The sequence below is a fragment of the Pseudoruegeria sp. SHC-113 genome (assembly GCF_025376885.1).
In the GTDB taxonomy this organism is placed as follows: Bacteria; Pseudomonadota; Alphaproteobacteria; order Rhodobacterales; family Rhodobacteraceae; genus Pseudoruegeria.
This window is the reverse complement of sequence record NZ_JAHUBR010000001.1, coordinates 2190386-2208549: the sequence shown is the minus strand read 5'-3', so window position 1 is coordinate 2208549 and position 18164 is coordinate 2190386. Positions and strand designations below refer to the sequence as shown.

Annotated in this window: 17 protein-coding genes and 1 tRNA gene; 10 read left to right on the top strand and 8 right to left on the bottom strand. The window is 64.4% G+C overall.

Annotation, left to right across the window (positions count from 1 at the left end):
* Positions 1-196 precede the first annotated feature (196 nt).
* From KVX96_RS10920 to cobA, 3 genes are read right to left on the bottom strand one after another with little or no spacing between them, the layout of a single operon-like run.
* A complete protein-coding gene (locus KVX96_RS10920; protein ID WP_261194459.1) occupies positions 197-1426 on the bottom strand; it encodes an MFS transporter in 1230 nt (409 codons plus the stop codon).
* A gap of 42 nt (positions 1427-1468) precedes the next feature.
* Positions 1469-2752: a cobyrinate a,c-diamide synthase gene (locus tag KVX96_RS10915; protein ID WP_261194458.1), complete on the bottom strand. Its 1284-nt coding sequence runs from the start codon at positions 2750-2752 to the stop codon at positions 1469-1471.
* Positions 2749-3603 carry a uroporphyrinogen-III C-methyltransferase gene (gene cobA / locus KVX96_RS10910; RefSeq protein ID WP_261194457.1) on the bottom strand — a complete coding sequence of 285 codons (855 nt, stop codon included), beginning with the start codon at positions 3601-3603 and terminating at the stop codon, positions 2749-2751. The genes KVX96_RS10915 and cobA overlap by 4 nt, the downstream gene beginning before the upstream one ends.
* A 98-nt stretch (positions 3604-3701) precedes the next feature.
* Between cobA and KVX96_RS10905 the strand changes: the two genes are divergently transcribed.
* The 5 genes from KVX96_RS10905 to KVX96_RS10885 all read left to right on the top strand — a co-directional run bounded on the left by KVX96_RS10905 (position 3702) and on the right by KVX96_RS10885 (position 8493).
* Complete coding sequence (locus KVX96_RS10905; RefSeq protein ID WP_261194456.1) at positions 3702-4751, top strand: cobalt-precorrin-5B (C(1))-methyltransferase; 1050 nt, start codon at positions 3702-3704, stop codon at positions 4749-4751.
* Positions 4748-5485: a cobalt-precorrin-6A reductase gene (locus KVX96_RS10900; protein ID WP_261194455.1), complete on the top strand. Its 738-nt coding sequence runs from the start codon at positions 4748-4750 to the stop codon at positions 5483-5485. The genes KVX96_RS10905 and KVX96_RS10900 overlap by 4 nt, the downstream gene beginning before the upstream one ends.
* Positions 5482-6114 (top strand): DNA-3-methyladenine glycosylase family protein, encoded by a 633-nt coding sequence (locus KVX96_RS10895; protein WP_261194454.1) that lies wholly within the window; start codon positions 5482-5484, stop codon positions 6112-6114. Before KVX96_RS10900 ends, KVX96_RS10895 begins: the two co-directional genes overlap by 4 nt.
* On the top strand, positions 6111-6776 hold the full coding sequence (locus KVX96_RS10890) for an alpha/beta hydrolase (protein ID WP_261194453.1): 666 nt from the start codon (positions 6111-6113) through the stop codon (positions 6774-6776). Before KVX96_RS10895 ends, KVX96_RS10890 begins: the two co-directional genes overlap by 4 nt.
* A gap of 115 nt (positions 6777-6891) precedes the next feature.
* Positions 6892-8493 (top strand): ABC-F family ATP-binding cassette domain-containing protein, encoded by a 1602-nt coding sequence (locus KVX96_RS10885; protein WP_261194452.1) that lies wholly within the window; start codon positions 6892-6894, stop codon positions 8491-8493.
* Here KVX96_RS10885 and KVX96_RS10880 read toward each other — a convergent pair.
* Positions 8445-8861 carry a VOC family protein gene (locus KVX96_RS10880; RefSeq protein WP_261194451.1) on the bottom strand — a complete coding sequence of 139 codons (417 nt, stop codon included), beginning with the start codon at positions 8859-8861 and terminating at the stop codon, positions 8445-8447. The genes KVX96_RS10885 and KVX96_RS10880 overlap by 49 nt on opposite strands.
* 191 nt (positions 8862-9052) lie before the next feature.
* On the opposite strand from KVX96_RS10880, the gene KVX96_RS10875 reads away from it, so the two are divergent.
* On the top strand, positions 9053-9637 hold the full coding sequence (locus KVX96_RS10875; protein WP_261194450.1) for an HNH endonuclease: 585 nt from the start codon (positions 9053-9055) through the stop codon (positions 9635-9637).
* Here KVX96_RS10875 and KVX96_RS10870 read toward each other — a convergent pair.
* Positions 9634-10587 (bottom strand): radical SAM protein, encoded by a 954-nt coding sequence (locus KVX96_RS10870; protein WP_261194449.1) that lies wholly within the window; start codon positions 10585-10587, stop codon positions 9634-9636. The two genes, KVX96_RS10875 and KVX96_RS10870, sit on opposite strands and share 4 nt — an antisense overlap.
* Before the next feature lie 185 nt (positions 10588-10772).
* Here KVX96_RS10870 and zwf point away from each other — a divergent pair, with 185 nt between their 5' ends.
* The 3 genes from zwf to pgi are packed head-to-tail and all read left to right on the top strand — an operon-like array spanning position 10773 to position 14510.
* Positions 10773-12224, top strand: a complete 1452-nt coding sequence (gene zwf, locus KVX96_RS10865; RefSeq protein WP_261194448.1) for a glucose-6-phosphate dehydrogenase — start codon at positions 10773-10775, stop codon at positions 12222-12224.
* A complete protein-coding gene (pgl, locus tag KVX96_RS10860) occupies positions 12224-12898 on the top strand; it encodes a 6-phosphogluconolactonase (protein WP_261194447.1) in 675 nt (224 codons plus the stop codon). Before zwf ends, pgl begins: the two co-directional genes overlap by 1 nt.
* Before the next feature lie 4 nt (positions 12899-12902).
* Positions 12903-14510 (top strand): glucose-6-phosphate isomerase, encoded by a 1608-nt coding sequence (gene pgi, locus KVX96_RS10855; RefSeq protein WP_261194446.1) that lies wholly within the window; start codon positions 12903-12905, stop codon positions 14508-14510.
* A gap of 1 nt (position 14511) precedes the next feature.
* Here pgi and KVX96_RS10850 read toward each other — a convergent pair whose 3' ends face one another.
* Positions 14512-14982: an acyl-CoA thioesterase gene (locus KVX96_RS10850; RefSeq protein ID WP_261194445.1), complete on the bottom strand. Its 471-nt coding sequence runs from the start codon at positions 14980-14982 to the stop codon at positions 14512-14514.
* 27 nt (positions 14983-15009) lie between these two features.
* Positions 15010-15083, bottom strand: a tRNA-Gly gene (locus KVX96_RS10845).
* 233 nt (positions 15084-15316) lie between these two features.
* Between KVX96_RS10845 and KVX96_RS10840 the strand changes: the two genes are divergently transcribed.
* Positions 15317-16069: a hypothetical protein gene (locus KVX96_RS10840; RefSeq protein WP_261194444.1), complete on the top strand. Its 753-nt coding sequence runs from the start codon at positions 15317-15319 to the stop codon at positions 16067-16069.
* A gap of 22 nt (positions 16070-16091) precedes the next feature.
* On the opposite strand, the gene KVX96_RS10835 is transcribed toward KVX96_RS10840, so the two are convergent.
* Positions 16092-18134, bottom strand: coding sequence for an ASKHA domain-containing protein (locus tag KVX96_RS10835; RefSeq protein WP_261194443.1), 2043 nt, complete (start codon positions 18132-18134; stop codon positions 16092-16094).
* Positions 18135-18164: the final 30 nt, after the last annotated feature.

Here is an 18164-nt window from a genome sequence, read left to right as displayed (position 1 = left end):
GTATGGCAATGCGTGCGTGTGTGGTATTGGCATGGCCCGGTAAGCGGCGCGCAAGCGCCCCGGGCCAGCGGCAGCCCGTCCCGACGGGTGGCCGCTTTGGAGAGCGCAGCCTGCCGTGCAGGGCGATTGCGGGACGTCTGAGATAAAGTGCTCAGATCAATCGTTGCAGCGGCCCCCCACGGGCTGCCGCAGGCCCTTACGCCTCTTCCTTCGGCTGCATCACCAGCCAGATCAGCGCGCCACCGGCGAGCGCAAGGAAGGGGGCCATGGCGATGTTGACGGCTGTCCAGCCCTGCACGGCAGAGCCGCCGGAGCAGTTCATCAGCCCACCGGAGGCCAGCGAGGCCAGCGTGACGCAGCCGAAAACGATCATGTCGTTCATGCCCTGGATCTTGCCGCGCTCTTCCGGTGCATGCGCACTGGCGAGCATCGTCGTTGCGCCGATGAAGCCGAAGTTCCAGCCAAGGCCCAGTAGGATCAGCGCGAGGAAGAAGTTCTCAAGCTCCACGCCCGAGAGCGCCACCACACCGGCGCCTGCAAGGATCACGAGGCCAAGTGCTACGATCCGCTCCACGCCGAAGCGCGCGATCAAATGGCCGGTGAAGAAGGAGGGCGCGAACATGGCCAGCACATGGGCCGTCACCACATCCGCCGCGTTGCCCTCGTCAAAGCCGCAGCCCACAACGGCGAGCGGGGTTGAGGTCATCACGAGGTTCATCAGCGCGTAAGCCACCATGGCGCAGATGATGGACACGGCGATGCGGGGCGTGCGCAGAAGCTCCATCCGGCTGCGGCCGGAAGGGGCTGCGCCTGCGGATTTCACCGGGTCCGGGATGTCGAGGAACAGGAACAGCAGTGAGCCGAGCGCGTTGATCGCCACCACGGCCATATAGGTGCCAAGGAAGGGCACCACCATGCTCTGCGAGGTGACCTTCACAAGCTGCGGGCCGATCACGGCCGACAGCAGCCCTCCCGCCATCACGTAGGAGATCGCCTTGGCGCGGAAAGCCTCGGGCGCGGTGTCGACGGCGGCAAAGCGGAAGAAGCCCTGGCTCGACATGTAGACACCGGTGAAAAGCGAGCCCAGCAGGAAGAGCGCGAAGCTCTGGGTGTAAAGTCCGTAGGCCCCGATCACCGCGCCGATCGCGCCCCCGGCAGCGCCCAGAAAGAAACCTGCCCGGCGGCCATAGCGCTGCATGAAGGACGACAGCGGCGTCGCCGTGAGCATGGAACCGAGCACGATCAGCGAAATGGGGAGCGTGGCAAAACAGACGTTTGTGGCCAGCGATTGCCCGGCCAGCCCGGCGATGGTGAACAGCATGGGCATCTGCGCGCCCAGAATGGCCTGTGCGGCCACCAGAACGGCCACGTTGCGCTTGGCGCGGCCCATCTCGTCGGGCAATTGATCGGCGGAAATCTGACTCATTGGTCAACTGGTAACGGGGTGCTGCGCTTTTGCAAGCCCGGATCAGGCCAGCGCGATCACATGTGCGAAGCTGCCGCAGGCCGAGCCGTTGCGCAGGCCGATCTCGCCCAGATCGGTGCCTTCGGCATCCCGCGCGGCAAAAAGCGCTTCTCCGTCGGCGCGTAAGGTTGTGGCGTAGTGGAATTCATGGGCCTTCAGCGGCATGGAGAGCGGTGCAGGAAGATGGCGCGCGAGCGGTGTCAGATCGCGGTAGCCCAGATGCAGTTTTCGGGCGGCGAAGCTCGTTTCCAGCCGCAAGAGGCCGAGCATCTCGTGGCGGGTGCCATCGGCATCGATCAGCCCGTCCCCCATCACCATGTAGCCGCCGCATTCGCCGTAGATCACTGTGCCAGCCGCGTGCGCAGCGCGCAGCGAGGCGGTGAAGGTATCGGCCGCCGAGAGCCGGGCAACGTGCAGTTCTGGGTAGCCGCCGGGCAGGTAGATCACATCGGCTTCTGGCGCGGGTTCATTGGCGAGAGGGGAGAAAAAGGCAATCTCGGCCCCGGCAGCGCGCCAGCCCAGAAGCTGGTGCGGGTAGCTGAAAGCAAAGGCCGCATCCCGCGCCACGGCGATGCGCTGGCCCGGCGGGGGCGGCAGCGTGGCCGTGGGCGCAGCGGGCAGGGGCTGCATCAGGGCGCGCAAGGCGTCGAGATCCACATGGCCCGCCACCAGCGCGCCGGCCGCGTGGAGGAACTCATCCAGATCGGCCATCTCCCCGGCCTGCACGAGGCCAAGGTGGCGCGAGGGGCGCGTGATGGTCGCGCTACGGGGCAGGGCGCCGAGCACAGGCAGGCCAAGGGGCGTGAGGGCACGGCGCAAAGCGGTTTCGTGGCGCGCGCTGCCGACACGGTTCAGGATCACGCCCGCAACCGGCACATCCGCCGCGAAATGGGCAAAGCCGGCCACCAGCGGCGCGACGGACTGGCTCATCCGCGCGGCATCGACCACCAGCACCACCGGGATCTGCAGGATGCGCGCCAGATCGGCGGCGCTGCCTTTGCCTTCTGGCGGGGCACCGTCAAAGAGCCCCATCGCGCCTTCCACGATCAGCGGTGTTTGCCCGGCGCCTAGGGCGCGGATCACTTCGGGCGTCATCGCCCAGGCGTCAAGGTTCAGGCAGGGCGCGCCGCAGGCGGCTTCGTGGAATTTGGGGTCTATGTAATCCGGGCCGGATTTCGCGCCGCGCACAGGGATCCCCCGGTTGCGCAGGGCGCGCAGGAGGCCGAGCGTAAGGGTCGTCTTGCCGCTGCCCGAGGCCGGGGCGGCAATCAGAATGCCGGTGCTCAAGAGGCCTCTGCCGGGCGCCCCCGGCCCAGCGGATCAAGGTTGCGCGGGGCGTTTCCTGCTGCGAGCCCCTGCCAATCCAGCACCTGACGCATCAAAACCGAGCGCCCGACGCAGATGATGGCGGGCGGCTCCAGATCGCTGGCGTCAAGATCGGCCACAAGGCGGCCCAGAGTGGTTTCTAGCACCTTCTGCTGCGCCGTCGTGGCCTCGCTGACCACGGCAACAGGCTCATCAGCCGGGCGGCCCGCCTCCAGAAGCGCCCCAGCGATCTGGGGGGCATGTTTCATCCCCATGTAGATCACCAGAACCTGCGCGCCTTCCGCGATGGCCCGCCAGTTCAGCGAGCTTGGCGTGTTGCCGGATTGATCGTGGCCCGTCACGAAGGTCACCGATTGGTTCACGTCGCGATGCGTTACCGGGATGCCTGCGTAGGCCAGCCCGCCGACGCCTGCGGAAATGCCGGGAATGATGCGTACGTTCACGCCGTGCTGGATCAGCGTCTGCGCCTCTTCACCGCCCCGCCCGAAGACGAAGGGATCGCCGCCCTTCAGCCGCAGGACACGCTTGCCTGCCTCGGCCAGATCCACCAGCCGCAGCGAAATATCGCGCTGCAGGGCGGAGGGCTTGCCCCCGCGCTTGCCGGCATAGATCACTTCGGCCTCGGGCCGCGCCCACTCCAGCACCTCCTGCTGCACCAGCGCATCGTAGACGATCACATCGGCCTGCCGCAGGGCGTTGAGCGCATGGAGCGTCAGCAGCCCCGGATCGCCGGGGCCCGCGCCACACAGCCAGACCCAGCCGGGCTGCATCTCGGGCCAGTGGCCACCGGGAAAGGAGAGAGAATCCGTCATGGCCCCCTTATGCCCCCAAAGCGCGGATGCGAAAAGCCGTGCCGCGACGCAAGAAGAGGAATTGGCGGCGCTTTTTCCGCTGCCTATAGTCGCGGCAGATGACGCGCATACCTGATCGCCCCCTGCGCCGTGGCTGGACTACGGGCGCCTGTGCCACCGCTGCCACCAAGGCGGCGCTGATGCGGCTTTGGGGCGGGGCCTTCCCGGATCACGTCTCGATCACGCTGCCCAAGGGCGAAACCCCGGATTTCACGCTGGCGCATATGGCGTCTGGCGAAGACTGGGCGGAAGCCGGCATCATCAAGGACGCAGGCGATGATCCGGACGTCACCCACGGCGCGCTGATCATCGCGCGTGTGGAGGCGGCCGAGGGCGGTGTGAGCTTCGCCGCTGGCGAGGGCGTCGGCACCGTGACGCGGGCTGGTCTGCCCATCGGCGTGGGCGAGCCCGCGATCAACCCGGTGCCGCGTTCGTTGATGGTGGGAGTGGTGGAGGAGTGCGCTGCAACCTACGGAAAAACATCGGATATCCGCATCACAGTATCGATTCCGAATGGTGCGGAGATTGCGCAGAAAACATGGAACCCGAGGCTTGGCATCGAAGGCGGGCTCTCGGTTCTGGGCACCACCGGCGTGGTGCGGCCCTTCTCCTGCGCGGCGTGGATCGCCTCCATTCACCGCGGCGTGGACGTGGCCCGCGCCGCAGGGCTGCCCCATGTGGCGGGCTGCACCGGGGCGACCTCAGAGAAGGTGGTGCAGGCGCTCTATGGCTTGCCCGATCACGCGATGATGGACATGGGCGATTTCGCCGGGGGCCTGCTGAAATACCTCCGCGCGCACCCGGTGCCGCGTGTCACCGTGGGCGGCGGGATCGGCAAGATGGTGAAGCTGGCGCAGGGCGCGGTGGATCTGCACTCGGGCCGCTCGCAGGTGGATTTCGCGCAACTGGCGGAGTGGCTGGGGGATCCAGAGATCGAGCACATGAACACGGCCCTGCAGGCTTATGAAAAACATGGAGAACTTATGGCGTATGCCGTTGCGGATCGCGCGCTCGCTACGGTGCGTGGCGTGTTACGGGGCGCGGATGTGCACGCCGATGTGGTGATCATCGACAGGGCCGGAGCCGTGATCGCGCGGGCGGGCGCATGAAGCTCCTGCTGCTGGCTGGAACAGGCGAGGCCCGCCGCCTCGCACAAGCTCTGGCGCAAGTGCCAGGCTTGGAGGTGACGGCCTCCCTCTCCGGTGCCACACGTGCACCGATGGCGCTACCAGTGCCCACCCGCAGTGGCGGGTTTGGCGGGGAGGAGGCACAGAAAGATTACATGCAAAGCAACGGCATAGAGGCTGTTGTTGATGCAACACACCCTTTCGCGCATCGCATCAGCGCCCGCACGGCCGCGCTCTGTTCCGAGCTGGGCCTCCCCTATGTCCAGCTCCTGCGCCCCGCATGGCAACCGGAACTGGGCGACACTTGGGTGCAAGTGGCCAGCGGTCAGGACGCGCCCGCGCATATCCCGCCCGGCGCACGGGTCTTCTTGGCTGTGGGCCGCCAGACGCTCACCGAGTTTGAAAGCCTCACCCAATGCCACCTGATCTGCCGCCAGATTGATCCACCGGATGCGCCTTTTCCCTTTCCCAACGGCGAGTTCCGCGTCGGCCGCCCGCCGTTCTCCATTGAGGATGAAGAAGCGCTCTTCCGCAAGCTTCGGATTGACTGGCTTGCGGTCAAGAATGCAGGCGGTGAGGCGAGCAAAACCAAACTGGTGGCGGCGCGCAATCTTGGCTTGCCCGTGCTGATGCTGGCCCGCCCGCCGCAGCCAGATGGGGCCAAAGTGGAAACGGTTGAGGACGCCCTAACGTGGGTGCAGGAGCAGATGACATGAGCATTGGCCGCATCATTGAAACCCCGGCCTGCGTGGCGGAAGGGGCGCAGTTCCTCGCCGAAAGCGATCCCCGCTTCGCCGACGCCCTGCGCCAGACGGGCCCCTTGCCCCTGCGCCGCAAAAAGGACGGGTTTGAGCCCTTGCTCGGCGCGATCGTCAGCCAGCAGGTCTCGGTGGCGGCGGCGGATGCGATCTGGGGGCGGATGCGGGGCGCAAAGCTCACAGGCCCGCGCAAGATCATGTGGGCGAGCGATGAGGATCTGCGCGCCTGTGGGCTGTCGCGCCAGAAGATCCGCTATGCCCGTGCGCTGGCCGAGGCGCGGATCAACTACACCGCCCTGCGGCAGGCCCCAAATGACGAGGTGATCGCCACGCTCATCGAGGTGCCCGGCATCGGGCGCTGGACGGCAGAGATCTACGCCATGTTCTCCCTCGGGCGCGCCGATGTTTTTGCGCCCGGCGATCTGGCCCTGCAGGAGGCTGCGCGCATCCTTTTTGATCTGGAGGCCCGCCCCACGGAACGCCAGATGCGGGAGATGGCTTCGGATTGGTCCCCCTGGCAGGGCGTTGCAGCGCGCTTGCTTTGGGCCTACTACCGGGTGGCGAAAGAACGGGAAGGGATCCGATGAGCCGCGAACTGACATTCGACAAAGTGCCCGCCGCCTCCGGCGAAACGAAATCCGTGGTGATCTTCATCCACGGCTACGGGGCGAATGGCGCGGATCTGCTGGGGCTGGCGCAACCGCTGGCCGAGCATATGCCCAACACCACCTTCTACGCTCCCGACGCGCCCGAGCGCATCCCTGGCGCGCCCTTTGGCTTCCAGTGGTTCCCGATTCCTTGGCTCGACGGCTCTTCGGAAGAGGCTGCGAAAGAGGGGCTCGCGCGTGCCAGCGAGGATCTGAACGCTTTCATCGACATCGTGCTGCAGGCCGAGGAGATCACGCCCGATCAGCTGGTGCTTTTCGGCTTCTCGCAAGGCACGATGATGAGCCTGCACGTGGCCCCGCGCCGGGCAGACCCCGTGAACAGCATCGTGGCCTTCTCCGGCCGTCTGCTGGAGCCCGAACGCCTTGAAACGGAAGCGGTAAGCAAGCCGCCGGTACTGCTGCTGCACGGTGATCAGGACGACGTGGTGCCGCCGCAATCGCTCAACGAGGCCGGGCAGGCGCTGCATGCTGCCGGGTTCGAGGTCTATGCCCATGTGATGCAAGGCACGGCGCATGGGATCGCGCCCGACGGGCTGGGCGTGGCGCTCTCTTTCATGAAAGAAAAGCTCGCCACCCCTTGAACTTCCCTCAAATCGGGCTTTACTCTGGTTTACAACATCATCCTGAGGAGATCAGACATGTTCATCATCGCAGTTGCCGCCGCCGCTTCCGCCGCTCTGCTTTACATGGTGCAACATGCCTCTCGCATGCAGGAACGTCAGCCTGTCGTGGTCCGGACGGACGAACGCGGCCCTCGCTGAGTTTACCCACACATTTCCGCCCGGCCTGACCGGGCTTGTCGGGGCCAATGGCTCCGGCAAATCCACCTTGCTTGCCCTGCTTGCGGGCCGCCATGCGCCAAGCGCGGGCGTGGTGCTGCGGGAGGGGCGGATCGGCGTGCTGCGCCAGAGCTTTTCTGAGGGTGAAACCATCGCGCAGGCCTTCGGGGTGGCGCGGGATCTGCAGGTGTTGCGCGGTGTTCTGGCGGGAGATCTCCTTCCAGACGACATGGGTGCGGTGCGATGGGATCTGGAAGAGCAGATCGCGGAAAGCTTGAAGACACAAGGGCTTGCGGGCGATCCTTCAACTCCTGTTGCTCGCTTTTCCGGCGGGGAGCAGCTGCGCATCGCGCTGGCGGCCTGCTTGTTTTCAGATCCTGAGATTCTTCTGCTGGATGAACCTACCAACAATCTGGACATCGCCGGGCGCGCGGCTGTGTCTGCCATGCTGGCTGGGTTTCCCGGCATCAGTGTGGTGGCCAGCCATGACCGGGCGTTGCTGGAGCAGGCCGGCGCGATCGTCGAACTTTCCGAAGGGCGCGGGCAGGTGTTTGGCGGGAATTATTCTGCCTTCAGGGCCGCGCAAGAGGCCGCTGAGGCCCGCGCGCAGGCCGAAGTGAAACGGGCCGAAGCGGGCGTGGCGGCGCAAAAACAGGCGCAAGTGGCCGCACAGGCGCGGCAGGCGCGCGCGGCGCGGGCCGGGCGGGCAGAGCGGGCGTCTGGCAGCCAGCCCAAGATCCTGATGGATGCGCGCAAGGAGAGGGCCTCGGCCAATGCCAAGGGCACATCGCGGCAGATGGCGCGGCGTCAGGAGGCGTTGGAGGGCAAGCTCACCGAGGCACGGGCACAATTTCAGCCCGCGCGGGATTTGCGGTTTGACGCGGATGCCGCAGCCGTTCCGGCTGGGCGGCGCGTCCTTGAGGTGCAGGGGCTGGCCTTGCCCCATGGCACAGCGCAGGCGGTGGATTTTGCGATCACCGGCCCGGAGCGCGTGGCGCTTTCTGGCCCCAATGGTGCTGGCAAAACCACGCTCCTGAATTGCCTGATCGGGGCCGTGCAGCACTTGAAGGGCGTGGCGCAAGTCTTTGTGCCCTTTGCCTTTCTCGATCAGCACGCGGCTGGATTCATGCCCGGTGAAACGCTGCTCTCCGCCTTTCGCCGCTTCCATCCCACGGCGGATGATCACGCGGGCCACGCCGCTCTGGCGCGCTTCGGGTTTCGCGCCGAACAGGGCGCGCGGCTGGCGGAGGATCTGAGCGGCGGTGAGCGGATGCGCGCGGCGCTTTGCCTTGTGATCGCCGGGCCGACGCCGCCGCAGCTACTGATCCTTGATGAGCCGACGAACCATCTGGATCTGGAGGTTCTGGAAGAGGTGGAGGCGGCGCTCGGCGCCTTTCAGGGCGCGATTCTCGTGGTCTCCCACGATAAGAACTTCCTCCAAGCCATTGGGATTGAGCGCGAAATACGCCTTCACCCGTCCCAGAGGAAAGGTTCGGCAAATTCGATGGAATTGCCATGAGGATCGCGGATGTAAATGGAGCGCGCCCCGTTGGGCCAGTGGAAATCGGCCTCGATCTCGATCCCAAGCGCGGTGAACTGCGCGACCCAAGCGTCAATCTCCGCCGCATCCGCCGCAAAACACATATGGCCCGCACCGCGCGCGCCATGGGGCGGCACCGGAAACCGCGCGCCGGGGGCGGGGATTTCCGTTTCGCCTGCGTTGAACAGCAGGAGCACGCCGTCACCGACGCGAAAGAACACATGGCGGTTGCCCACGCGCTGAATCCGCTCAAGGCCCAGAATTTCAGCGTAAAAGGCCTCGGCGGCGTCCAGATCGCCCACGTAAAGGGCGGTCTCAAGGATTTTGACGGGTTTTTGTGGTGTCATTCTACTGTCACCCCGGCTTGCTATCGCTCTTGTGAGCCTAGCGAAGATCGTGGGGCTTGTCAGGTGGCTGACGCCATATATAGTGATCTTAGAGCCGGGGCGGTTGCGCCCGCCTTGGTCCGGATCGGGCCGGCCGACTTTGAAAGGCTGGCCGATCGTGAACGCAAGGCGAGGACGGAGTCGTAGTGGCCATGGATGGCGATTTCAGAACCGAGTTCGTGCGGGAGCCGCACGCTCTCAAGCAGCACCCGGCGTTGGTGCTGAATGCGGATTACCGGCCGCTTTCCTATTATCCGCTGTCGCTCTGGCCCTGGCAGGAGGCGGTGAAAGCGGCCTTCCTGGATCGGGTGGACATCGTGGCCGAATATGATCACGTCGTCCGAAGTCCTTCGACGGTGATCCGGGTGCCTTCGGTTGTTGTCCTGAAAGAGTTTGTGAAACCTCAAAAGCGCGTGGCCTTCACGCGCTTTAATCTTTTCTTGAGGGACGAATTCTGCTGCCAATACTGCGGCAGCAAGGGCGATCTGACGTTCGATCACGTGGTGCCACGCGCCGCGGGCGGGGTGACAAGCTGGGAAAACGTGGTGGCGGCCTGTTCACGCTGCAACCTGAAGAAGGGCAGCAAATCGCTGCGCCAATCGGGCCTTGCCTTGCGCAAACCGCCGCGCCAGCCCGGCGCGGAAGAGCTGCGCAACGCGGGCCGCAAGTTCCCGCCGAACTTCCTGCACGAAAGCTGGATGGATTTCCTCTACTGGGATACCGAGTTGGACGCCTAGGCCGAGCAGCTCGCCCCGCCCAGCACGCAGAACTTCGCGCAGTGGGGGTGGTTCAGTTGTACCGGTTTTTCGGCCTCTTCCAGCGTCGCGCCCATGTCGAACTCGGGCGCGTAAGGCAGCAGGGTGCAGGCGATCACCGAAGGCGTCACAGCCCCCTTGTGCTTCACCACCATGCGCGATGAGGCACACATCACATCGGTGGGTTTCTTGTTGAGGATCCCCCAGCAAGCCGTTGTGATCTCTGGTACTTCCACGTTCACGTCCATCTCGGGGAAAAGCACGGTGCGCCCCGGATCGGCAGCACTGATGTCAAAGCCATGTGCCTTGAACAGCTCCGCAAAAGCTTCGCGCGCTTCCGCCTCGCTTTCCTGCCAGAGCATCCGCCCGGCAACGGCGAGCCTTGCACCCTGATCGCGCAGCCAGCCCATGCCTTCGAGCGTTTTCGCAAAGCCGCCCTTGCCGCGAATCTCGTCATGCTGGGCCTCGGACCAGTGATCCAGCGAAATGCGGAAGGTGATTTTATCGCCATATTGCGCGATCAGATCCGCCAGATCCGCCCGCACGCTCTTGCGCATCATCGGGCGCATCGCGTTTGTCAGCACCAGCACCTCGTAGCCCCGCGCCAGCGACCGCGCCATCATCTCGCACATCTCGGGGTTCATGAAAGGCTCGCCTCCGGTGAAACCGATCTCGCGGACGCCCCAGTTCCGCGTTTCGAGCTGATCAAGATAGCCGCTCACCTCATCCGCCGTCAGGTAGACGAGCGCATCATTGGTGGGAGAGCTGTCGATATAGCAATTCACACAGGCGATGTTGCAGAGCGTGCCGGTGTTGAACCAGAGCGTCTGCGGATCGCTCAAGGCCACATGGGCGCGTTCCTCCCCCTTGGCCGTCCGGTAGGGATCTAGGAATTTTCCGGCATTGGCGGCGGGCGGCAGCGTATCTTTCATGCGGCGCTTTCTTGCTGATCTCGTGGCGTATCTGGCTGACACATAGTGCTAATTCCCCTAACACCCCATGAAAACCCTGCGCCGTGAGGACTGACGCAGTTGTGATGGGCAAACCCCATGCTAGACTTCGGCCAAATCACGGGCTAAAGAGCACTCGTTAGCGCTAACAATACACCGGGGGCCACATGGTTTCGCGCGTCATTCCAGTTGAACCGTTCGATCTCGTCATCTTTGGCGGCACAGGCGATCTTGCCCGCCGCAAGATTCTGCCGGGGCTGTATCATCGTTTCTGTGCCGGCCAGATGCCGGAAAACTCCCGCATCATCGGGGCCGCGCGCACCGAGCAGGATGCCGCCGCCTACCGGGCGCAGATCGCCGAGGCGATTGCCGAGTTTCTGCCCGCCGGCAAATGGGACGCCGAGACAGTGGCACAGTTCACCGAGCGGCTTGAGTATGTGGCCATCGACGCCAAGGGCACCGGCGGCTGGGAGGAGCTTGCCGGGCTGATGCGCGATGGCGTGGTGCGGGCCTTCTACCTCTCGGTGGCGCCCTCGCTCTTTGGCGACATCGCCGAGCGGCTGCACAAGCATGAGGTCGCCAATGCGGAGTCCCGCATTGTGGTGGAAAAACCCTTCGGCCGCGATCTGGCCAGCGCCAAGGCGCTGAACGCCGTGCTGGCGGCGCATTTCGACGAGGGGCAGATCTACCGGATCGACCATTACCTCGGGAAGGAAACCGTCCAGAACCTCATGGCGGTGCGCTTTGGCAATATCCTGTTCGAGCCGCTCTGGAACACGCAATACATCGACCACATCCAGATCACCGTGTCCGAGACCGTGGCCGTTGGCGGCCGGGGCGCCTATTACGACAAATCCGGCGCGATGCGGGACATGGTGCAAAACCACCTGATGCAACTGCTTTGCCTCATCGCCATGGAGCCGCCGAGCCAGTTTGAGCCGGATGCGGTGCGGGACGAGAAGCTCAAGGTTATCAGGGCGTTGGATCCGGTTCTTCCCAAGCATATCGTGCGCGGCCAGTATCGCGGCGACGCCAATGGGCCCTCATATATCGAGGATTCCGAAAACCCGGAGAGCCGCACCGAAAGCTTCATCGCCATGCGCGTGCAGATCGCCAACTGGCGCTGGTCCGGCACGCCGATCTACCTGCGCACCGGCAAGCGCCTGCGGGCGCGGGAATCCGAGATCGCGGTGGTGTTCAAGGATCCGCCGCATTCGATCTTCGGCGTGCAGGAGGGGCGGCGCGGCAACGTGCTGGTGATCCGGCTGCAGCCCGATGAGGGCATGCACCTGCGCGTCACTATCAAGGAGCCGGGGCCGGGCGGCATGCGCCTGATGGAAGTGCCACTGGACATGAGCTTTGCCGATGCCTTTGGCCCCGACGAGGCCGATGTGCCGGACGCCTACGAGCGCCTGATCATGGATGTGATCCGGGGCAACCAGACGCTCTTCATGCGCGGCGACGAGGTGGAGGCCGCCTGGGCCTGGACCGATCCGATCATCCAGGGCTGGGAAGAGCGCCGCGATCAGCCCGAACCTTACGATCCGGGCAGTTCTGGCCCCGAAGGCGCGCTGGCGCTGATGCACCGGGACGGTCGCCGCTGGCGGGAGATCAAGTGATGGATTTCGTAGACTATCCCGACCGCGAAATGATGATGATGAAGATCGCCGATCAGATCGGCAGTGAGCTTGCCACCATGCTGCGTCAGCAGGATCGGGTGAGCCTCGCCGTGCCCGGCGGCACCACGCCGGGGCCGATTTTCGACGATCTGAGCGCGGCGGAGATGGACTGGAGCCGGGTGGACGTGCTGCTCACCGATGAGCGCTGGGTGCCAGAAAGCTCCGACCGTTCCAATACGCGGCTGCTAAAAGAACGCCTGCTGACCGGCAAGGCCGCCGGCGCGCGCCTGATCCCGCTCTACGCCGATGCGCCGCGCCCCGAAGACAAGCTCGCCGGGCTTTCGGCGACGGTGGACAGCATCCTGCCGCTCTCTGTCGTGCTTCTGGGCATGGGCGCGGATATGCACACCGCCAGCCTGTTTCCGGGGGCCGATCTGCTGGCCGAGGGGCTTTCGCCGAAAGCGCCCGCGCTGCTGCCGATGCGCGCGCCCACGGCACCGGAGCCGCGCATCACGCTCTCCGCGCGGGTCTTGAACTCTGCGCTCTCCAAGCACATCGTGATCACGGGGGCCGAGAAACGCGCTGCTCTGGAAGAGGCGCGCCGCCTGAAGGATCCGATGCAAGCCCCTGTTTACGCAATTCTTTCTGACGCAACTGTACATTGGGCCGAGTGATTTCATGACCTGGAAGACCCTGCACGACCTGCACGCCGCCACCGAAGGCCGGCGCATCCTTTCACTGTTTGACGATCCCAAGCGCGCTGAGGCATTTTCCGCCCGGTTCGGGGATATGCTCTTTGATTTCTCCAAGACGAACATCGACGCGCAAGCCCTTGACGCGCTTGTGGAACTGGCACGTGGGGCGGATGTGGAAGCCCGCCGCACTGCCATGTTCACCGGCGAGAAGATCAACGAAACCGAGGGCCGCGCCGTGCTGCACACCGCGCTGCGCAACCTCGATGAGCGCCCCATCTTCGTGGACGGTGAGAACGTCATGCCGAAGGTGATGGAAACGCTGGAGCGCATGGGGCATTTCGCCGAATCCGTGCGCTCAGGCCAGTTCAAGGGGCAGGGTGGCGCGATCACCGATGTGGTGAACATCGGCATCGGCGGCTCTGATCTGGGCCCCGTCATGGCGACGCTGGCGCTTGCGCCCTACCACGACGGCCCGCGCCTGCATTACGTCTCCAACGTCGATGGCGCGCATATCGCCGATGTGCTGCGGCCGCTGAATCCGGAAACGACGCTGGTGCTGGTGGCCTCCAAGACCTTTACCACCATCGAGACGATGACGAACGCCGACACCGCCAAGGCCTGGATGGGCGAAGTGGTGAAGGATCCGGCCAGCCAATTCGCCGCGCTGTCGTCGAACCTTGAGAAGACAGGCGCATATGGCATTGATCCGGAACGGGTTTTTGGTTTCGAGGATTGGGTCGGCGGGCGCTATTCCATGTGGGGGCCAATCGGCCTTCCGGTGATGATCGCCGTTGGTGCTGCCGATTTCCGCGCCTTCCTGGCCGGTGGCCTCGCGATGGACAAGCATTTCTGCGAGGTGCCGCTGGCGGAGAACCTTCCCGTGTTGCTGGCGCTGGTGGGCATCTGGCACAACCAGATCTGCGGCCATGGCACGCGCGCCGTTCTGCCCTACGAACAGCGCCTGCTGCGCTTGCCGGCCTATCTCCAGCAACTGGAGATGGAGAGCAACGGCAAGCGTGTCTCGATGGACGGCAAGGATCTGGAGCGCAATTCTGGCCCCGTTGTCTGGGGCGAGCCCGGCACCAACGGCCAGCACGCGTTTTACCAGCTGATCCACCAGGGCACGCGGGTGATCCCCTGCGAATTCATGGTGGCGGCGGAAGGCCACGAGCCGGAACTGGCGCATCAGCACACGCTTTTGGTGGCTAATTGTCTGGCGCAATCCGAAGCACTTCTGCGCGGAAGGAGTCTTGAAGAAGCCACGGAGATCATGGCGAAAAAGGGCCTTGAGGGGGCGGAGCTGGAGCGGCAAGCACGGCATCGGGTCTTCCCGGGCAACCGCCCTTCGACCACGCTTGTATACCCCAAGCTCACGCCCGAGATCTTCGGTCAGATCATCGCGCTCTATGAGCACCGCGTTTTCGTGGAAGGCGTGATTTTGGGCCTCAACTCCTTTGACCAATGGGGCGTGGAACTGGGCAAGGAACTGGCGCTCGCGCTTCAGCCGGTGGTGACGGGCCAAAGCGATGGCGCGGGCAAGGATGGCTCCACCCTTGGCCTCGTGAACCACATTCGCGGGTTGGCGGGCTGAACTAGCTCTCCGCCCCGTCCTGATCGATGAAAATACGGCGGGCCGCTTCCGGCAGGGGGTGGCCCTTTCCCGTGTCGGGATCCACGTTGACCATCTGCGCCGTGCCTTCGGCGCAGAGCTTGCCATCGGCCATCAGCACATAGTCCTGCGCAAAGCTCGACCGCCCCACGCGCGTGGTGCGCCCGGCGGCGACATAGGCCTGATCCAGCAGGAGCGGTGCGCGGTAGCGGATCGTCTGTTCGGCGACCACGAAGGCGGGGAAGCTTTCAAAACAGTCCAGCACGCCCATATCCCGCAGGTAGCGCGTGCGCAGGGTCTCGAACCACGCCACATAGGCCACGTTGTTGGCGTGCAGCAGCGCGTCCACCTCCTGAAAGCGCACGCGGTCGGCCAGCGCGTAGGTGTAGCCGGGCGGCACGCCGTGGGCGTCCATCACGTCACGGGGCAGCGGGCTGAGAAATGTCAGTTCCATGGGAAGCCTGTTTGGGGGGGGAGAGCTTGGAGCGGGTAACGGGAATCGAACCCGTAACAAGAGCTTGGGAAGCTCGTGTGATACCTTTTCACCATACCCGCCTCGGAGTTCCGATTTAGAGGGCCACGGGGCAGTGGTCAACAGGTATCCACAACAATCTTGTCGTGAACCAGCAGCGTGTAAAGTCCTTTGAGGCAGGGCTCAATAGATGTTGTTCAGGCTGCACCCATTAGGGGTGATTGAATGGAATCATGCAACTATTGGTGGAAACATGCTATGACCGACCGACATTCATAACTTGATATTCAACACAGTTTGTTTGGGAGGAACACACATGGCTATCTTCAAAAACATTGTCGACAGCATCGATGGATCGGACGATCTGGCACAGGCGGAGCGCGAGGCGCTGGATGCACTGGAGGCGCTGGCAACCGCAAAGAAGGAGCTTTTCTCGAAGCAAATCAATTTGTTGATCCTCGATGCAGGTGTTGGCACGAACAAGACAGTGCCGATCTCAAATGTGTTGCGATCCAGCGGGATGTCGCGCGCCTACTCCTCCAGCAACGCCGCAAGCATTCCGGCGGTTCTCGAAGAGGCCATTGGTGGGTTCGTGGAAGGCGGCACCACTGATGTGATCTCTGGCGTATTCAAGATTATCAGCAAGACACTGGAAATTTTCCTCGGATCGACAGAAGGCCGCGCTGAAACCATCGAGGAGTATTTCGTTTATGCCACGGATTGGGGGATTTACCGCGTGGATCTAATGGCGTGGGGGCGTTTCGTGCAGGCCGCTTCCATCAAAACCAGGATGGAACAGACCACGGCATTTGCCTATGTGCTCTCCAACGTCGATATCGACGCCATTGCGTGGAAAGATTTCGTCGCGATCTTCGGTTTGCAACTCAGCAAATCGGACATGACGGAAGAGGAAAAGGACGCGGCGAGGCAGGGCATGCTCAAGACGTGGAACTTCCTGCAAGGTACGGACGTAGAGCCCGTCACCTTGGATATGGCCAGTTCGAAATCCGTTGCCGAACTGGAAAGCGAATACCAGATCCCGCTGTCGCGCCTTGCGCCGCTAAGCTGAGTGGCCGCCACGTTCCTGTTAATCACCCACGCCTGCGCCGCCGCCGCCCGCCTTCGCCCTCGCCACCACCTCCTGTGTTGAAAGTCTCCGTTGGCAGGGTGACGACCTGACCGAGAATGGGGAAGGGCTCCACTGCGTTCGGGATGGCGGAGGCGTTGACGAAATGCTCCTGAAAGCGCGGCTCGATGGCGGTTTCGATCTTGTGGATCTCGCGAACCGTCGCTTCGATCTCGCTGCGGGCCTCGGTGTTCAGAAGTGCAATCCGCGCGCCTGTGCCGGCGGCGTTGCCTGCGGAGGTGACCTTTTCCAGCGCGCAATCGGGGATCATGCCCAGCACCATCGCGTGTTTGGGGCTGATATGCGCGCCGAATGCCCCGGCCAGCACGATGCGGTCCACGGTGTCCACGCCGAATTTGTCCATCAAGAGCCGCGCGCCGGAGTAGAGCGCGGCCTTGGCCATCTGGATTTCGCGGATGTCGCGGTTGGTGACGGTGATCACCGGGCCGCCGTCGGCGCTGCCATCCCACACGCGATAGGAATAGGTGCGCCCGTCAAGGAAACAGCGGTCGGTGCCGGTTTGCTCGGGCGAGCCGATCAGCCCGGGCGCGTCCAGGATCCCGGCCATACGCATCTCGGCGACCATCTCGATGATGCCGGAGCCGCAGATCCCAGTGATCCCGGTGGTGGCGATGGCGGCTTCAAAGCCCTCTTCATCGCTCCAGAGATCGCTGCCGATCACCCGGAAGCGCGGCTCCTTTGTGACGGGATCGATCTGCACCCGCTCGATCGCGCCGGGCGCAGCGCGCTGGCCCGAGGAGATCTGCGCCCCCTCAAAGGCAGGCCCCGTGGGGGAGGAACAGGCGAGCACCTTCTCGCTGTTTCCGAGCAGGATTTCGGCGTTGGTGCCGACGTCCACCACCAGCACGAGGTCGGCGGATTTGTCGGGCGCTTCCGAGAGCGCCACGGCGGCGGCATCCGCGCCCACATGGCCCGCGATGCACGGCAGCAGGTAGGCGCGGGCCTCCGGATGCAGGCGGGTAAGGCCCAGATCGGAGGCAGCCAGGCGCAAGGAGTCAGACGTGGCCAGCGCGAAGGGGGCTTGGCCCAGCTCGTAAGGGTCGATCCCCAGAAAGAGGTGGTGCATCACCGGGTTGCAGACGAAGACCGCATCCACGATCTGGGCTTCGCTGATCCCGGCCTCCACGGCGATGTCGGCGAACAGCTGGTTCATGCCGCCACGCACGGCGGCCGTCATCTCGGCATCGCCGCCGGTGTTCATCATCGAATAGCTCACCCGGCTCATCAGATCCTCGCCGAAGCGGATCTGCGGGTTCATCACGCCGGAGGAGGCCACGACCTCGCCCGTGGCCAGATCGCAGAGATGCGCGGCGATGGTGGTGGAGCCCAGATCCACCGCCAGCCCGTAAAGCGGGCCCTCGTAGAGGCCGGGGTGCACGTCCAGAAGCCGCATCGGAGCACCGGGGGCCTTGTGGATCACGCAAGTGACCTTCCATTCGCCCTTGCGCAGCGCTTTCTGCAGGCGGGAGAGCACGGAAAGGCTGACCTCGAAGCCTTCCAGATCCCACTGGCTTTTCAGCGCATCGCGCAGCCGTTCCAGATCGCCGGAAGGGTCATGCATGTTGGGTTCCAGCACCTCCACGTAGTGCAGATGCACCGACGGGTTGAGCGTGATGTCGCGCGCCTCGGCGCGTTTGCGCACCACCTGCTTGTGGACCTGGCTTTCCGGCGGCACGTCGATCACCACATCGCCCTGCACCTGTGCTTGGCAGCCCAGACGACGACCGTCGATCAGCCCGCGCTTGCTCTTGTAGCGCTCCTCCACCGCGTTCCACTCCGAGAGCGCATCGGCCTGCACCGTGACGCCGTGTTTGGAGAATTCGCCATAGGAGGGGGTGATCTGGCATTTGGAGCAGATGCCCCGCCCGCCGCAGACCGAATCCAGATCCACGCCCAGCTGGCGGGCGGCTGTCAGGATCGGGGTGCCGACGGGGAAGTGCCCGCGCTTGCCGGAGGGGGTGAAGATGACGAGGGGATCAGAGCTCATGGGGGGCCTTGCGCCTGTGTCGCGGAGTGT

Excerpts from the sequence above, each read along its gene's own strand:
- KVX96_RS10920 (WP_261194459.1), bottom strand. The coding sequence starts at position 1,426 with ATGAGTCAGATTTCCGCCGATCAATTGCCCGACGAGATGGGCCGCGCC.
- cobA (WP_261194457.1), bottom strand. The coding sequence starts at position 3,603 with ATGACGGATTCTCTCTCCTTTCCCGGTGGCCACTGGCCCGAGATGCAG.
- KVX96_RS10905 (WP_261194456.1), top strand. The coding sequence starts at position 3,702 with ATGACGCGCATACCTGATCGCCCCCTGCGCCGTGGCTGGACTACGGGC.
- KVX96_RS10900 (WP_261194455.1), top strand. The coding sequence starts at position 4,748 with ATGAAGCTCCTGCTGCTGGCTGGAACAGGCGAGGCCCGCCGCCTCGCA.
- KVX96_RS10895 (WP_261194454.1), top strand. The coding sequence starts at position 5,482 with ATGAGCATTGGCCGCATCATTGAAACCCCGGCCTGCGTGGCGGAAGGG.
- KVX96_RS10890 (WP_261194453.1), top strand. The coding sequence starts at position 6,111 with ATGAGCCGCGAACTGACATTCGACAAAGTGCCCGCCGCCTCCGGCGAA.
- KVX96_RS10885 (WP_261194452.1), top strand. The coding sequence starts at position 6,892 with ATGCCTCTCGCATGCAGGAACGTCAGCCTGTCGTGGTCCGGACGGACG.
- KVX96_RS10880 (WP_261194451.1), bottom strand. The coding sequence starts at position 8,861 with ATGACACCACAAAAACCCGTCAAAATCCTTGAGACCGCCCTTTACGTG.
- KVX96_RS10875 (WP_261194450.1), top strand. The coding sequence starts at position 9,053 with ATGGATGGCGATTTCAGAACCGAGTTCGTGCGGGAGCCGCACGCTCTC.
- KVX96_RS10870 (WP_261194449.1), bottom strand. The coding sequence starts at position 10,587 with ATGAAAGATACGCTGCCGCCCGCCGCCAATGCCGGAAAATTCCTAGAT.
- zwf (WP_261194448.1), top strand. The coding sequence starts at position 10,773 with ATGGTTTCGCGCGTCATTCCAGTTGAACCGTTCGATCTCGTCATCTTT.
- pgl (WP_261194447.1), top strand. The coding sequence starts at position 12,224 with ATGGATTTCGTAGACTATCCCGACCGCGAAATGATGATGATGAAGATC.
- pgi (WP_261194446.1), top strand. The coding sequence starts at position 12,903 with ATGACCTGGAAGACCCTGCACGACCTGCACGCCGCCACCGAAGGCCGG.
- KVX96_RS10850 (WP_261194445.1), bottom strand. The coding sequence starts at position 14,982 with ATGGAACTGACATTTCTCAGCCCGCTGCCCCGTGACGTGATGGACGCC.
- KVX96_RS10840 (WP_261194444.1), top strand. The coding sequence starts at position 15,317 with ATGGCTATCTTCAAAAACATTGTCGACAGCATCGATGGATCGGACGAT.
- KVX96_RS10835 (WP_261194443.1), bottom strand. The coding sequence starts at position 18,134 with ATGAGCTCTGATCCCCTCGTCATCTTCACCCCCTCCGGCAAGCGCGGG.